The organism is Pelomonas sp. V22 (assembly GCF_030014915.1).
Taxonomy (GTDB): Bacteria; Pseudomonadota; Gammaproteobacteria; order Burkholderiales; family Burkholderiaceae_C; genus JAUASW01.
In genome coordinates, this window is the sequence record NZ_JAGIXS010000008.1 from 26,976 (window position 1) to 41,324 (window position 14,349).

A 14,349-nucleotide genomic window follows, 5' to 3' on the forward strand; every position below is an offset into this window, starting at 1 on the left:
GTACCGCGCCCCGCAAGCCCCGCAGAACCGGGGCTGTTGGTCTTCAGCGACTCGTCGGCATCACGAACTCGGCGCCCTTGCCAATGCTGGCCGGCCAGCGCTGCATCACGCTCTTTTGCTTGGTGTAGAAGCGCACGCCCTCCTCGCCATAGGCATGGGTGTCGCCGAACAGACTGCGCTTCCAGCCGCCAAAGCCATGCCAGGCCATGGGCACGGGGATGGGCACGTTGATGCCCACCATGCCGACCTGGATGCGCCGGGCGAACTCGCGCGCCACATTGCCGTCGCTGGTGAAGCAGGCGACGCCGTTGCCGTACTCGTGGTCGTTGACCAGCTGCACAGCCTCGGCGAAGTCATGGGCGCGCACGCAGGCCAGCACCGGGCCGAAGATCTCTTCCTTGTAGATGCGCATGGAGGGCTTCACATGGTCGAACAGCGTGCCGCCGGTGAAGAAGCCGTCCGGGAGGCTCTCGACCTTGTGGCCGCGGCCATCGACCACCAGGCTCGCGCCCTCCTCGACCCCAATGGCGATGTAGTTCTCGATGCGGTCGCGCGCCTCGCGCGTGACGATGGGGCCCATCTCGGCATCGAGCTCCATGCCGTTCTTGATCTTCAGCGTGCGGGCGCGCTCGGCCAGCTTGGGGATGATCTTGTCGGCCACGTCGCCGACCAGCACGGCCACCGAGATCGCCATGCAGCGCTCGCCGGCCGAGCCGTAGGCGGCGCCGATCAGGGCGTCGACCGCCTGGTCGATGTCGGCATCGGGCATCACCACCATGTGGTTCTTGGCGCCGCCCAGGGCCTGCACCCGCTTGCCGTTCCTGGCGCCGGTTTCGTAGATGTACTGGGCAATCGGCGTCGAGCCGACGAAGGACAGGGCCTTGACGTCCGGATGGTTCAAGAGCCCGTCGACCGCGAGCTTGTCGCCCTGGACCACGTTGAACACGCCGTCCGGCAGGCCGGCCTGCTTCAGCAGCTCGGCGATGAAGAGACTGGGTGACGGGTCGCGCTCGCTCGGCTTCAGGATGAAGCAGTTGCCGGTGGCGATGGCCAGCGGCGCCATCCACATCGGCACCATGAAGGGGAAGTTGAACGGCGTGATGCCGGCCACCACGCCCAGGGGCTGGCGCATGGTCCAGTTGTCGATGCCGGTGGACACCTGCTCGGTGTAGTCGCCCTTCAGGAGCTGGGGCACGCCGCAGGCGAACTCGACGATGTCGATGCCGCGCGTGACCTCGCCTTGGGCGTCGGTGAAGACCTTGCCGTGCTCGGCCGTGATCATGGCGGCGATGTCGTCGCGGTGCCGGTTCAGCAACTCCAGGAACTTGAACATCACGCGCGCCCGGCGCAGCGGCGGCGCGTCGGCCCAAGCAGGGAAGGCGGCCTTGGCCGAAGCGACAGCCTGGTTCACGTCTTCCTGGCTGGCCAGCTGCAGTTGGCGCGCCACGGCGCCCGTGGTCGGGTTGTAGACCGCCTGGCTGCGGCCCGAGCTGGCGGGCACGAGGGCACCGTTGATGAAGTGGGTGACGTCAGCGCTGCGGGTGAAGGGGGCGGTCATGGTCTCTCCTGGCAATGCAGGCAAGTCTAGGAAGCGGCGCCCTGTCTGCCAATCCGCTTCTGTCGATTTGATTGTTCGTTAATATGAACAATGGCCACGACAAAACCCAGCGAGCTCCGGCATGAACTGCTGTGGGGCCAGATGCATGCCCTGACCGTGATCGCGCAGCTGGGCAGCTTCACCAAGGCGGCGCAGCGGCTCGGGCTCTCCAAGGCGGCGGTGAGCCAGCGCATTGCCGAACTGGAGAAGGCACTCGGGCAGCAACTGGTGCACCGGACGACGCGCTCGGTGCGGCTTTCCGAAGCGGGGCGCGAGCTGGTCGAGCAGACCGAGGCCAGCTTCGCCCACATCACGCAAAGCCTCGGCGCCACGCGCGACGCCGTGGGCCAGCCGCGCGGCCTTCTGCGCGTGACGGCGCCAGTGGCCCTCGGCCGCCAGCATGTGGCGCCGCTCTTGGCCAGCTTCTTCCAGCGCTACCCGGAGATTCGCATCGAGCTGGACCTCAGCGACCGCCTGGTGCCGCTGGCGCAGGAGGGCTTCGACCTGGCGGTGCGCCACACCAGCAGCCCGCCGGATTCGCAGGTGGCGGTCAAGCTCTGCAGCTCACGCGCCTTGCTGCTCGCCGCCCCGTCCTACCTGGCGGCCCATGGTGAGCCGCGCCATCCGGAGGAGCTGGCCGGCCATGCCTGCCTGCCCTATCTGCGGCCCGGGCCTGCGCAATGGTTGTTCGAGAAACGCGGCCAGCGGCTGCGCATCCCCGTGCAAGGCCCCTTGCGGGCCGGCAACAGCGAGATCCTGCGCGACGCGGCCCTGGCCGGCCTCGGCCTCGCCCTGCTGCCCGACTTCAGCGCCGGCCCGGCCCTGCGCAGCGGCGCCCTGGTCGAGGTCTTGTCGGACTGGAAGCCGGTCGGCTTCTTCGGCGACGCGATCTACGCCATCCATGCCTGGAGCAGCAGCCCGCCGCGGCCGCTCAAGCTCCTGATCGAGCACCTGCGGCAACACCTGAGTGCAGGTTTCTGAGCCATCAATAGACTCGCCGCATTCATCAAGGACTCCCATGACCCAGCCGCGCAGCTACAAGTACTACGACCTGATCATGGCCGCCTTCGTCTGCGTGCTCCTGTGCTCCAACCTGATCGGTGCGGCCAAGGCGGCGACGCTGAACCTGCCGCTGCTCGGGCAGGTCACCTTCGGCGCAGACCTGATGTTCTTCCCGCTGTCCTACATCTTTGGCGACATCCTGACCGAGGTCTACGGCTACGGCCGCGACCGCCGCGTGGTCTGGGCCGGCTTCGGCGCCCTGCTGTTCGCGGCCTTCATGGCCTATGTGGTGGTGAACCTGCCGCCCGCCCAGAACGAATTCATGAACGTGTATCAGAAGCACGTGGAGGGCGTGTTCGGCAACACCTGGCGCATCGTGGCCGGCTCGATGATCGCCTTTTGCTGCGGCAGCTTTGCCAACAGCTTCGTGATGGCCAAGATGAAGCTGCTCACGCAAGGCCGGCATCTGTGGGCGCGCACCATTGGCTCGACCATCGTCGGCCAGTTCGTCGACACCAGCTTCTTCTTCGTGATCGCCTTCTGGGGCATCTGGCCGCAAGAGCAGCTGATCGCCGTGACCATCACCCAGTACCTGTTCAAGACGGCCTGGGAGGCGGCGATGACGCCCATCACCTACAAGGTCGTCGGCTTTTTGAAGCGGGTCGAGAACGAGGACTTCTACGACCGCGAGACCAACTTCAACCCCTTCAGCCTCAAGGTCTGAGCCAACAAAAAAAAGGCCCGGCCGGCGAACCGGGCGGGCTTCAAGTCCTTCAGAAAAGGACGTCGTTGGGACGGGCGCGGTGCACCATTCACACCGCATGGCCGAGACTGTAGAACCGGCCTCCCTGGAGGGCCATCCCCAAGAGGTGGGAACCTGGGGCGGAAAGCGGGGACATTCGCGTGACAATCCGTGAATGAACGCACCGAAGCCCCCTGCCAGAAGTCACAAAAGCGGTCACAAAGGTAGTCACCCCGGCGGTCACGCCGGTGGTCACACCCAGGCGCGCCAAGCCGCCAAGCCGCCGGCCCCGGCCGCCGCCAAGGCGCTGAGCGAGGCCGAGATGGAGCGCCTGCAGTCGCTGCTGGACAAGCTGCCCGCACCGCTGGAGCCACTGGACATCAGCATGCTGGATGGCTACCTCTGCGGCGTGCTCTTGCAGCCAAAGGCCGTGCCCGATGCGCAATGGATGCCCGCCATCTTCGACAGTGAAGGCCGGCCGCTGCCGCCGGGCCTGGATCTCGCCCCGGCGAAGGGCCTGATCCTGCGCCGCCACAAGGAGCTGAACCAGGCCATCTCGCAGCGACAGTGGTTCGACCCCTGGGTGTTCGAGCTGGATGACGAGGCCGAGCTGTCCGAAACCCTGATGCCCTGGGTGGCCGGCTTCGCGCTGGCCACCGAGTTGTTCCCGGGCCTGATGAAGCAGGACGCGGCCGAGCTGCTTGAGCCGCTGGCCATGCTCTACCTGCACCTGGATCCGGAAGACCTCGAGGATGCCGACGAGCTGCTCGAGGAGATCGAGTCCATGGAGCCACCAGTGGACCTGGAAGCAGCGGTCGAAAGCCTGGTGGTCGCCACCATGTTGCTGGCCGACGTGGCCCGCCCGCAGAAGGAAGGCACACCAATGAAAACGGCGGCCCGCAGGCCGCCGCCGAGAAAGGGCCCGCCGTCACGCGGGCGCTTCTAGGACTTACTTCGAGGCACGCGGGTCCGAGGTCTGGCGCTTCATCCAGTCGCTCATCTCGCGCAGCGTGTGGCCCAGCGATTCGCGGGCCGAGTAGCCGTGCGACTCATGCGGCAGCACCACGTAGCGCACATTGCCGCCGGTGCCAGCCAGGGCCTGGTACAGGCGCGCGCTCTGGATCGGGAAGGTGCCGGGGTTGTCGTCGCTCTCGCCGTGGATCAGCAGGATGGGCTCCTTCAGCTTGTCCGCGTAGTTGAACGGCGACAGCTTCAGGTAGACGTCCTGCGCCTCCCAGTAGGTGCGGCGCTCGCTCTGGAAGCCGAACGGCGTCAGCGTGCGGTTGTAAGCGCCGCTGCGGGCAATGCCGGCCTTGAACAGGTCGGTGTGCGCCAGCAGGTTGGCCGTCATGAAGGCGCCATAGCTGTGACCGCCCACCACCATCTGCTTGGGATCGCTGACACCCAACTCGGCCGCCTTGTCGATGATGGCCTTCGCGTTGGCCGTGATCTGCTCGACGAAGCTGTCGTTCACCGTCTTGGGGTCCCCGACGATGGGCATGGTCGCGTCCATCAGCACCACATAGCCGTCCAGCGTCAGCATCAGCGGGCTGGCGCCGGCGATGGTCGTGAAGCGGTTGGTCGAGCCGCTGACCTGGCCGGCCGTGGAGGCGTCGGAGAACTCCAGCGGATAGGCCCACACAAACGTCGGGCGGCGCTCGCCGGCCTTGTAGTCGGGCGGCAGGTAGAGCCAGAACGACAGCTCGACACCATCGGCGCGCTTGTACTTGATCAGCTCACGCTTGATGCTGCGCAGCTGCGGCGTGGGGTCGGCCGACTTGGTCAGGGCCTGCATCTGCGCCAGGCCGGCGCCGCTGCGCAGCACCAGGTTGGGCGGCTCGGCAAAGGATTCGCGGCTGGTCAGCACGCGGCCATCGGCCAGCAGCGTGATCGGGCGCTCGTAATGCGTCGTGCCCGAGCGGAACAGGCGCGTGGCCTGGCCTTCCTTCAGGCTGTAGCTGTCGATAAAGGGCAGGTCGCCGTCCTTGCTGGCGCCCTGGCCGACGAAGATCAGCTTGTCGCCGCCATCCACTCGCACGATGCTGCGGCCATTGGCCAGCATGCGGGTCAGCGGCTGGCCGGGGTCGCGGTAGCGGTCGCGCATGTCGCGGTCCTGCAGGCGCTGCGGCTTGGCGCTGCCATCCAGGCTGACGAGGTCGGCCGCGATCCAGCGGCGCTCGCGATCCACGTCGCCGATGATGGCACGGTTGCCACCCTCGACGAAGTTCAGGCCCGAGAGGCGGCCCACCGTGCGGTGCACTTCCTTGGCCTCGCCCTGGTAGGGCGCTTCCAGCTTCATCAGGCGGTCGCGGAACGGGGCCTTGTTCTTCTGGTCGCCACCGTCCAGGGCCTCGACCCAGTAGACGGCGCCATCCGCCTGCGGCGAGGTCCAGAAGTTGCGCGGGCCGGTGATCACGCCTTCGACCGGCACGCTTTCCTTCAGCTTGATCTGGCCGAGGTCGCGCAAGAGCTTGCCGTTGGCATCGCGCAGCTCGACCTGGCGGGCAAAGTCGTTCCAGGTGACCTGGTAGCTGTAGGGCGCGACCAGGCGCTCGGTGATCAGGTTGCCGTTGCCGATGACCTGCAGGCTGGCATAGACACCCGGCGTGCCGATCTCGCGCGAGGCGCCGGTGCTGAGCTTGACGCGGCGCAGCGCCGAGGTGCCCACGTGGGTGAACAGCGCCTCGTCCTGGCTGTTCTTCAAGAGGTCCTGCAGCGTGCGCTCGGGCGAGATGCGGCCCATCGATTCCTGGATGGCTGGGCCCGTCGGGGCCTCGAACTGCGGCAGCGGGCCGCGCTTGTCCGGCACGGACAGCACGACGATTTCATCGGCATTCAGCCAGGCAACGTCGGCCTCGAGGATGGTGTTGAGCTTGATGCCCTTGACCTGGTGGATCTTGGCCGTGGCCACATCGCCGACCCACAGCTCCGTGGCGTTGGCCGTGCGGCGGTTCAAGAGGAAATGCTTGCTGTCGGGCGACCAGCGCAGCGCCGAATAGGTGCCGCCGGCCGGCAGCTGCACCACGCGCTCGGCGGCCTCGGGGTTGGCCAGTTCACGCAGGGTGATGGCCTCGATGTTGGCGGTCAGCTGCGGGCTGCTGGCGGCGGCGTCGATGCGCTTGCCCGCGAGGCGCAGGATGGGGCGGGCCAGCTCGGCGATGCTGCGGTTGCGCTTCATCTCGACGCTGGCAAGCAGCTTCTGATCCGGCGAGATCGTATGGCTGGGCAGGCCCTTGGCATCCAGCACGGCGCGGATCTCGGCCGAAGGCTGCTGGTAGACCTGAGAGATCTGGGGTTCGGCGGCGAAGGCGCCGCCACCCACCGTCAATGCGGCCGCCAGGGCCAGGGCCGTGATCGCCCAACGCTTGCTGCTACTGCTGCTCATCGCGCTCGTCTCTCGTGAAGTCGAAAAGCGGGCAATCTAGCAGAGCCGCCGCTGCGGCGCGCGTGCCGGAGGGCTCAGCGGGTGAACAGGCGTGCGGCGTGCAGACCCAGGCCGGTGGCGACGGAGGCGAAGCGATCGCCACGCACGGCCTCGGCGGCCGGGAACTCGGCCGCGATCCGCTCGGCCAAGAGGCGCAGGCCGGTCGAGCCGCCGGTGAAATAAAGCGCGTCGATCTGCTCGGGCTTGAGACCTGCCTGGGCCACGGTCTCGCGGCCGGCAGCCACGATGCGGCCGAGGTCGGCATCGAGCGCCTCGACGGCCGTGGCCTCGCTCAGCTCGGTGGCCAGACCCCTCTCGACCACGCTGAGGTCGATGGCGGCCGAACCGCCACCCGAGACCGCGATCTTGGCCCCTTCGGCCCGGCCCGCGAGCTCATGGCCCAGGCGATCTTCCAGCACCGTCATCAGGCGCTGGTGGTGGCGCGGGTCGGCATAGAACGTGCGCATGCTGCGCAGCTCGGCCACGCGCTGCGGGCTGTAGACGGTGTTGATCAAATGCCAGGTGGCCAGGTCGAAGTAGATGCCGCTGGGCACCTCCAGCCTGGCGCCGTCGGCGCGCGGCGGGCCGAAGCTGCGATAGCCGAACTCGCGCAGGATGCTGGCCAGCTCGATGTGGCGGTCGAAGTCGGTGCCGGCGATGTGCACGCCGTGGTTGGCCAGGATGTCGTCACGGCGGTCCAGGCGCTGCATGCGCTCGGGACCCACGCGCACGACCGAGAAGTCGGAGGTGCCGCCGCCGATGTCGGCCACCAGCACGATGCGCTCGCGGTCGATCTGGCTCTCGTAGTCGAAGGCCGCCGCAATCGGCTCGAACTGGAAATGCACTTCGTCAAAGCCCACGGCATGGGCTGCCGCTTCCAGCGAGGCCTGCGCCTGCGCATCGCGTGCCGGCTCGCCATCGACGAAGAACACCGGCCGGCCCAGCACCAGCTTGTTGAGCGGCCCCACTGCGCCATCGGCCAGCGCGCGGTTGCGCAGGCGCTTCAGGTAGCCGGAGAGGATGTCGATGTACTTGGCGCCTCGGCCGCCGCCGACGTCGGTGGTCTGGTCGATCAGGCCGGAGCCGAGGATGCTCTTCATCGAGCGCATCAGGCGCCCGTCGGTGCCCTCCACATAGGCCGCCACGGCGGCGCGGCCGAAGGCGCGCGGCGGGCCGTCGGCGTCATGCCGGCCTTCGGCGTAATAGAACACGGCCGTCGGCATGGTCTTGTGGCCCGTCTCCAGTTCGACCAGGCGCATACCCTCCGCGCCGGGGATGGCCACGGCCGAGTTGGAGGTGCCGAAGTCGATGGCACAGAAGGACGGGGAACTGCTCATGGCGGGCCAAAGGAACGAGGGGCGCGGATTGTAGGCCCGCGCCCGTTTTTGCCCCGCTTCAGACCGGTCTCGCGGCCTCAGGCGTGGGCCATGCTCCGGATGGGCTTGGCCGGCATCACGTCACCGTAGAAGCCGAAATCCATGTCCGGGCGGCGGCCAGCCATCAGCTCGGCCAGCGCGTGGCCGGAGCCGGCGCCGTGGGTCCAACCGAGCGTGCCGTGGCCGGCATTGATCCAGAGGTTGGACGCCTTCTTGCTCTTGCCGATGTAGGGGATGTTGGTCGGCGTGCTGGGGCGCAGGCCGGTCCAGTAGTTGCGCTCGGACAGGTCGGCCACGCCGGGGAACAGCTCTTCGTAGCGGTTCACCAGGGCATCGCAGCGCACCTTGGCCGTGGGGCTGTCGAGGTTGAGGTCGAAGCCTGAGAGTTCGGCCGTGCCGGCGATGCGGATGGTGTCGCCGAGGCGCGAGATCGCAATCTTGCGGGTGTCATCCAGCAGGCTGACCACGCTGGCCTGCTCGGGCTTCTTCAGCTTCAGCGTGGCCGAGTAGCCCTTGGCCGGATAGATCGCCAGGTATTCGCCCAGCGGCTTCAGCAAGGCCGGCGTGTAGCTGGCCATGGCGGTGACGAAGGCATCGCCCTTGAGCTGCTGCGTCAGGCCGGTCTGGCGCGACGTGATCTGCACCGACTCGATCTTGCCGCCGCTTTGCTGAAGGGCGTTCACATCGTGGCCGTAGAGGAAGGTGGCACCGCGCTCGGCGCACAGGCGCGCCAGCTTCTGAGTGAACACGCGGGCGTCGCCCGACTCATCGCTCGGGGTGAAGGTGCCGCCGAAGACCTGGCCGCCAAAAGCCGCCAGCGCCGGCTCGACCTTGAGGACCTCGTCGTGGTTCAGCACCCGGCGGTCCACGCCATGGCGGCGCATGATTTCGCAGGCGGCCACGCCGGCCTCGAAGTCGGCCTGGCTGGAGAAGAAATGCAGGATGCCGCGCTCCAGGCGCTCGTACTCGATGCCGGTCTGGGCCACCAGGGCCTTCAGCGATTCATGGCTGTAGCGGCCCAGCTGCACCAGGCTCTCGACATTGCGCTCGAAAGCGGACGTGGTGCATTGCGTCAGGAAGGAGAGGCCCCAGCGCCACTGCGCCGGGTCCATGCGCGGGCGGAACAGCAGCGGTGAGTCGTCGCGCAGCAGCCACTTGGCCACCTTGAACGGCGCGCCGGCATTGGCCCAGGGTTCGCAGAAGCTGACCGAGATCTGGGCGCCATTGGCGAAGCTGGTTTCCAGGGCCGCGTCGTCCTGGCGGTCCACCACCACCACCTCGTGGCCCTGTTCCAGCAGATACCAGGCGGTGCTGATGCCGATGATGCCGGCGCCGAGAACGATGATCTTCATGATGACTCCTGCGGCCCGGTGATCTTTTAGTCCCGCGCACGGCAGGCTGCAAGCCGGCGAGGACGGCGGATTGTCTGCAGGCGCCCGCCAAACAAGAAGCACGATTCATATTTGTGCCGGTACATTAGTGTCACTTATGAAAGACCTGGATTCCGCCGGACTTGACTGCCTGGCCGCGCTGGCGGACGAGCGCAGCTTCGAGCGCGCCGCGGAACGACTCTCGATCACGCAGAGCGCGGTGTCGCAGCGACTGCGCAGCCTGGAGGCCCAGGTCGGCCAGCTGCTGGTGGTGCGCTCACGCCCGCTGCGGCTGACCGAGGGCGGCAAGGTCCTCTTGCGCTATGCCCGCCAGCTGCATGCGCTGCGCAGCGACGTGCTGCGGGAACTCGGGGAGCGGGCGGCCGTCCATGAGCGCATCGCCATCGCGGTCAATGCCGACAGCCTGGCCACCTGGGTGCTGCCGGCGCTGGACCCGCTGGTACAGCGCGGTCTACAAGAGGGCTTCGGCCTGGAACTGGTGGTCGACGACCAGGACTTCACGCACGACTGGCTGCGCCAGGGCGAGGTGCTGGGCTGCGTCAGCACGGTCAAGCAGGCCTTGCGCGGCTGCGTGGTGCAGCCCTTGGGGGTGATGCGCTACGTGGCCGTGGCCAGCCCGGACTTCGTCAAGCAGCACCTGGGCGGCGAGCTGAATGCCGGCAACTTCGCGCACCAGCCCTTCCTGGTCTTCAACCGCAAGGATGACGCGCAGGCGCTCTGGGTCAGCAAGGCCCTGGGCGTGCGCAAGCCCCGGCTGCGCGAGCGCTTCGTGCCCTCCAGCGAGGCCTACACGCGGGCCGTCTGCCTGGGATGGGGCATAGGCGTGACCAGCGAATTGCTGGTGCGGCCCTTGATCAAGAGCGGCGCCCTGGTGGCCTTGCAGCCCGAGACCAGCGTGGACGTGGCCTTGTACTGGCACCAATGGAAGCTGGAAGCCCAGGCCCTGGGCGCGCCGGGCCGGGTGGCCCTGCTGGATCAGATCGGCGCCGCCCTGGCCGCCGGTGCGCGCAGCGCGCTGGGCAAGCGCCAGTCGGGATGAACGGCGGGCAGGCTCAGCGCAGGGGCGCCGAAGCCGCCGCGGCGGCCGCCTGTGCTTGAGCCATCAGCATGGGTTTGCCGGTTTCCAGCAGCTGAGTCGTCGAGTGAGACAACCACATGACGGACAGGACCACCGCCGTGACGATGGTGCGGGACAGCCAGACGAGCAATCGCGGATTCATGATTCAGCACTTTAGGTGGCGCAACGCCTGAGGCCCAGCCTCCAAAAGTGGGAGATCGCAAGCCTTGTGGAGCAGCGGCCTGGCGCGGGGCAAGGACACGAAGTAGAGCGCCGACGTGTTACGCCCCTTGTGTCCTTGTGTTTCCGTTTGTGCGGGCGTGCGTTTTTCCCAACTGCGCACGCTTTGACACTCAGTTTGGGGGTTTCTCCAGGGCGCAGAGCGCGCACACTCCGTTCCAGCAGCCGACGAGGTTCGTCATGAGATTCGCACCCAGCCTCCGTTTCTTCCGCAAGACTCCCGCACCGGTCATCGAGCATGATCCGGCGGACCTGGGCACCGCGTTCGGCATGGAGGCCAGCCTCGAGGGAGAAGAGGCCGGTCAGCGGCGCAGCTCCAGCTACGAGCTGGAGTCGGAGCGCGCCGGTGCCGACAGCGAATCGCCGCTCGCCTGGCTGTCCCGCCCGCGAGCCTGAGCCCGGTCTCAGCCCAAGGTCCGATACGCGATACGCGATTCAGCGCACCAGCAAAACCGGCACCCGGCAATTCGCCATCACCTTGGTGGCCACCGAACCCAGCACCAGATTGGCCACCGTGCCGTGGCCATGCGAACCCATCATCAGCAGGTCAAAGCCGCCCTTGTCGGCCAGGGCTGACACGGCATCGGCGGCCACACCCACCTTGGCGACGAAACTGGCCTCGAGCTTCTGCCTGGCAAAGAAGGCCCGCACCGGCTTGAAGACCTTCTCGGCCTCGTCCTCGTAGTAGCTCTTGAGCGTCTCCTTGCCGAGCAGGCTGGCTGCGCGCGGCGGCACAGCAGGTACGACATGAATCAGCGTGTACTGCTGCGAGGGCCCCAGCCATTCATCATGAGCGGCCACATAGGCCAGCATGCGCTTGCTGTAGTCGCTGCCATCGACAGCCAACAGGATCTTCATCAGCTTCTCCCAGGTTGCGGTTGTTCAGTCTGACAGCGGCAGGCCGCCCGGCCATTGCGTTCAAGCAGATTCAGAGCGCCGGCCGATCAAAAACCTCGATCAGCCGTGTGCCTTGCCAGCCGTCGGCCTCACCTTTGCGGCGATGGCCTCGAGCGTTGCAGACCACGCGCGTGCTGCCGGCTGCGTGCGCGAAGCGGTAGTCATGCCGGCAATGCAGATGCCCATGCAGCCAGAGTCGCGCCCGGGGCAGCAGCGCTTCATCGTTGTTGCAGAAGCTGGCTGTGCCCGGCTGGCGGCCATAGCGTGGATCGCAGCTGCGCAGGCTGGGCGCGAAATGCGTAACGACCACGGTGGCCTCCCAGTCCGGCCCGGCTTCGGGCTCGGCCAGTGCTGACTCCAACCAGGCGCGGCAGCGCAGGCCCTCCTCGCGCACGGCGGCGGCGTCGAAGGGCTGGCCCTGCCGGGTGGCAGCCATCACGCGCTGGAAATAGCCGGCGGCCCGCAAGGCGCGGTCGCGCTCGCGTTCACCGAACAGGTCGAAGTCGCTCCAGCGCGTGCTGCCAACGAATCGGACCTTGCGGCCCTCGTCATCGGCCAGCACCAGGCTGCTGGCGTCCAGCATCAGGAAGCCAAGCTCGTCGGCCAGCGCCTGCAAGCCCTGCCGGGCCTCGTCGATGTCGCGCCGGTCGTACTCATGGTTGCCCGGCACGAAAAGCACGGGCACCGGCCAGTCGCGAAAATGCCTCAACCCGGCCCAGCCGCTGTCCACGTCACCGGCCAACACCAGGAACTCGGCCCCCGGCGCCGGTTCGGCGTCGAAGGCTTCGGTTTCAAGATGAAGGTCAGAAAGCAACTGCAGCCGCACAGCGCCTCAGTTGCTGCCGTGGCACTGCTTGTACTTGCGGCCCGAGCCGCAGGGGCAGGGGTCGTTGCGGCCGACCTTGGGGCCTTCGCGCTGGATGGTCTCCACGCGATAGCGCTCGGCCTCGGTGAGGTCGCAGAGGTCGGCCACCGTCACCACCATCTCTTCGATGGCGTCGTCCAGGTCCTTGAGCGGATGCTCGCGGTCCAGCGTGGCGATGATTTCCTTCTCTTCGTCGGTCTCGGCCGGCAGGTGGCGGTACAGACGGGCCAGCGCGGCCATCACGGCGTCGTCAGGCAGGTCGGACAGTTCCGGGAAGCACAGCTGCGCATGCTGGAAGCCGGCCACCCAGGGCAGCAGGGTGCGCGAGATCGGGCTCATCGCGGCGACCTCGGCGTCTTCTTCGGGGTCGGGCGCTTCACTCTCATCGAGGTCCAGCACGACCGGATCGAACCAGCCGTCTTCGACCAGCTGGCGGTTCAGCGCGCCATGGCGGCGCTCCACCAGCTCGCGAACACGCGACAGCCAGGTTGGGTCCACGTCCTCGGGCAGCAGGCCGCCGTCGTAGTCGAAGATATTGGGCAGCCATTCGTCGACCGGAATCAGCCGCGGCTGCACCAGCACGCCGCAGAGGTAGCCATCCAGCATGGAGGCGTCCAGCGCTTGCAGCGGTTCCGGCGTGGAGGCCAGCAATTCGTCGAGTTCGGCGAACTCGGCGTCGGTCAGGTCGGTGGCATGGGTGCTCATGCCGCGATTGTCGCCGCTTCGGCGGCCTTGCAGGCAGCCACGACTTGTCCGCGCATCCAGCGCTGCTCGCTGCGGGCCTCATTGCGCAGATGCCAGAGCAGGTCCACATGGACCGGCGTCAGCGGCATGGGCAGGCGCCGCTCGGTCAGCTGATGGCGGTAGCCGGTGGCCTCGACGAAGGAAGCCGGCAAGACGGTCAGCAGGTCCGACTGGGCCACGATGCGGCCGGCGGTGAAGAACTGGTTGACCGTCAGCTCGATGCGGCGGCTGCGGTGCAGGGCTGCCAGCGCCTCATCCACAAAGCCATGAGGCCGGCCCGAGAAGCTCACCAGCAAGTGCCGGGCCGTGCAGTAGGCGTCGAGCGTCAAGGGCTGGGCGGCGAGCGGATGGTCGCGGCGCATCACGCAGACATATTCGCTGTCGTAGAGCCGGTGCTGGCGGATGGCGGCGGCGTGGCCCTGGGCCTGCAGCGCCGCCACGGCATTCGGGAAGAAGCCCAGCGCCATGTCGGCATCGCCCTGCTCCAACAGCGCTCGCGGGTCGCGCGTGGTCAAGGGCAGCACATGGACCTGGGCCAGGGCGCCGGCCGCCTCCAGCTGGCGCACCAGCGGCGGCAGCACCAGGGCGGCGGTGGCGTCGGCCATGGCCATGCGAAAGGTCGAGGTCTGCTGCTGCGGGTCGAACTCGCCCGGGTCCAGTAGCTGCTGCAGCCGGCCCAGCGCCTCGCGCACCTCGGGCCACAGGGCCTCGGCGCGCGGGCTGGGCTTCATGCCGAAGGCCTGGCGGCTGAACAGCTCCTCGCCCATCGACTCCCGCAGCCGCTTGATCGCATGGCTGACCGCCGGTTGGGTCATGGCCAGGCGTTCGGCGGCCCGGGTAAGGTTGCGTTCGGCCATCACGGCGTCGAAAACACGCAGCAGATTCAGGTCCAGTGTGCGGAAGTTCACGATCCAGCCTCGAAATCAGATTTGCGAATATCTTAGATCCGAAACATTCATTGGACGCATTCCTAGGGTTTACCCAAAATACACCCATCGACTCCACGAGAGTCTG

The 14,349-nt window shown here is 67.5% G+C and carries 14 protein-coding genes; 5 read left to right on the forward strand and 9 right to left on the reverse strand.

Annotation, left to right across the window (positions count from 1 at the left end; translation table 11 throughout):
* Window positions 1-43: 43 nt before the first annotated feature.
* Window positions 44-1,558 (reverse strand): CoA-acylating methylmalonate-semialdehyde dehydrogenase, encoded by a 1,515-nt coding sequence (locus J7U46_RS21085; RefSeq protein ID WP_282829191.1) that lies wholly within the window; start codon window positions 1,556-1,558, stop codon window positions 44-46.
* A 90-nt stretch (window positions 1,559-1,648) separates the two neighbouring features.
* On the opposite strand from J7U46_RS21085, the gene J7U46_RS21090 reads away from it, so the two are divergent.
* The 3 genes from J7U46_RS21090 to J7U46_RS21100 all read left to right on the forward strand — a co-directional run bounded on the left by J7U46_RS21090 (window position 1,649) and on the right by J7U46_RS21100 (window position 4,287).
* Window positions 1,649-2,578 (forward strand): LysR family transcriptional regulator, encoded by a 930-nt coding sequence (locus tag J7U46_RS21090; protein WP_282829192.1) that lies wholly within the window; start codon window positions 1,649-1,651, stop codon window positions 2,576-2,578.
* A gap of 37 nt (window positions 2,579-2,615) precedes the next feature.
* The gene (locus tag J7U46_RS21095; RefSeq protein WP_282829193.1) at window positions 2,616-3,323 is read left to right on the forward strand and encodes a queuosine precursor transporter; all 708 of its coding nucleotides are present in this window, start codon (window positions 2,616-2,618) and stop codon (window positions 3,321-3,323) included.
* 193 nt (window positions 3,324-3,516) lie between these two features.
* Window positions 3,517-4,287 (forward strand): YecA family protein, encoded by a 771-nt coding sequence (locus tag J7U46_RS21100; protein ID WP_282829194.1) that lies wholly within the window; start codon window positions 3,517-3,519, stop codon window positions 4,285-4,287.
* Window positions 4,288-4,290: 3 nt separating this feature from the next.
* Here J7U46_RS21100 and J7U46_RS21105 read toward each other — a convergent pair whose 3' ends face one another.
* From J7U46_RS21105 to J7U46_RS21115, 3 genes are all read right to left on the reverse strand, one after another.
* Window positions 4,291-6,726 carry a prolyl oligopeptidase family serine peptidase gene (locus J7U46_RS21105; RefSeq protein ID WP_282829195.1) on the reverse strand — a complete coding sequence of 812 codons (2,436 nt, stop codon included), beginning with the start codon at window positions 6,724-6,726 and terminating at the stop codon, window positions 4,291-4,293.
* 74 nt (window positions 6,727-6,800) lie between these two features.
* Window positions 6,801-8,102, reverse strand: coding sequence for an Hsp70 family protein (locus J7U46_RS21110; protein WP_282829196.1), 1,302 nt, complete (start codon window positions 8,100-8,102; stop codon window positions 6,801-6,803).
* Window positions 8,103-8,179: 77 nt separating this feature from the next.
* Complete coding sequence (locus J7U46_RS21115) at window positions 8,180-9,493, reverse strand: D-amino acid dehydrogenase (RefSeq protein WP_282829197.1); 1,314 nt, start codon at window positions 9,491-9,493, stop codon at window positions 8,180-8,182.
* A gap of 136 nt (window positions 9,494-9,629) precedes the next feature.
* On the opposite strand from J7U46_RS21115, the gene J7U46_RS21120 reads away from it, so the two are divergent.
* The gene (locus tag J7U46_RS21120; protein ID WP_282829198.1) at window positions 9,630-10,571 is read left to right on the forward strand and encodes a LysR family transcriptional regulator ArgP; all 942 of its coding nucleotides are present in this window, start codon (window positions 9,630-9,632) and stop codon (window positions 10,569-10,571) included.
* 13 nt (window positions 10,572-10,584) lie between these two features.
* Here J7U46_RS21120 and J7U46_RS21125 read toward each other — a convergent pair whose 3' ends face one another.
* Complete coding sequence (locus J7U46_RS21125) at window positions 10,585-10,752, reverse strand: hypothetical protein (protein ID WP_282829199.1); 168 nt, start codon at window positions 10,750-10,752, stop codon at window positions 10,585-10,587.
* Between the two features lie 257 nt (window positions 10,753-11,009).
* Here J7U46_RS21125 and J7U46_RS21130 point away from each other — a divergent pair, with 257 nt between their 5' ends.
* Entirely contained in the window at window positions 11,010-11,225 is a 216-nt protein-coding gene (locus tag J7U46_RS21130) for a hypothetical protein (RefSeq protein ID WP_282829200.1), read from the forward strand.
* Window positions 11,226-11,264: 39 nt separating this feature from the next.
* On the opposite strand, the gene J7U46_RS21135 is transcribed toward J7U46_RS21130, so the two are convergent.
* The 4 genes from J7U46_RS21135 to J7U46_RS21150 form a co-directional block, all read right to left on the reverse strand.
* A complete protein-coding gene (locus J7U46_RS21135) occupies window positions 11,265-11,687 on the reverse strand; it encodes a universal stress protein (RefSeq protein ID WP_282829201.1) in 423 nt (140 codons plus the stop codon).
* A gap of 70 nt (window positions 11,688-11,757) precedes the next feature.
* On the reverse strand, window positions 11,758-12,552 hold the full coding sequence (locus J7U46_RS21140) for a metallophosphoesterase (RefSeq protein ID WP_282829202.1): 795 nt from the start codon (window positions 12,550-12,552) through the stop codon (window positions 11,758-11,760).
* A gap of 6 nt (window positions 12,553-12,558) precedes the next feature.
* Window positions 12,559-13,296: a UPF0149 family protein gene (locus J7U46_RS21145; RefSeq protein WP_282829203.1), complete on the reverse strand. Its 738-nt coding sequence runs from the start codon at window positions 13,294-13,296 to the stop codon at window positions 12,559-12,561.
* Window positions 13,293-14,243 carry a LysR family transcriptional regulator gene (locus tag J7U46_RS21150; RefSeq protein WP_282829204.1) on the reverse strand — a complete coding sequence of 317 codons (951 nt, stop codon included), beginning with the start codon at window positions 14,241-14,243 and terminating at the stop codon, window positions 13,293-13,295. Before J7U46_RS21150 ends, J7U46_RS21145 begins: the two co-directional genes overlap by 4 nt.
* Between the last annotated feature and the right edge of the window lie 106 nt (window positions 14,244-14,349).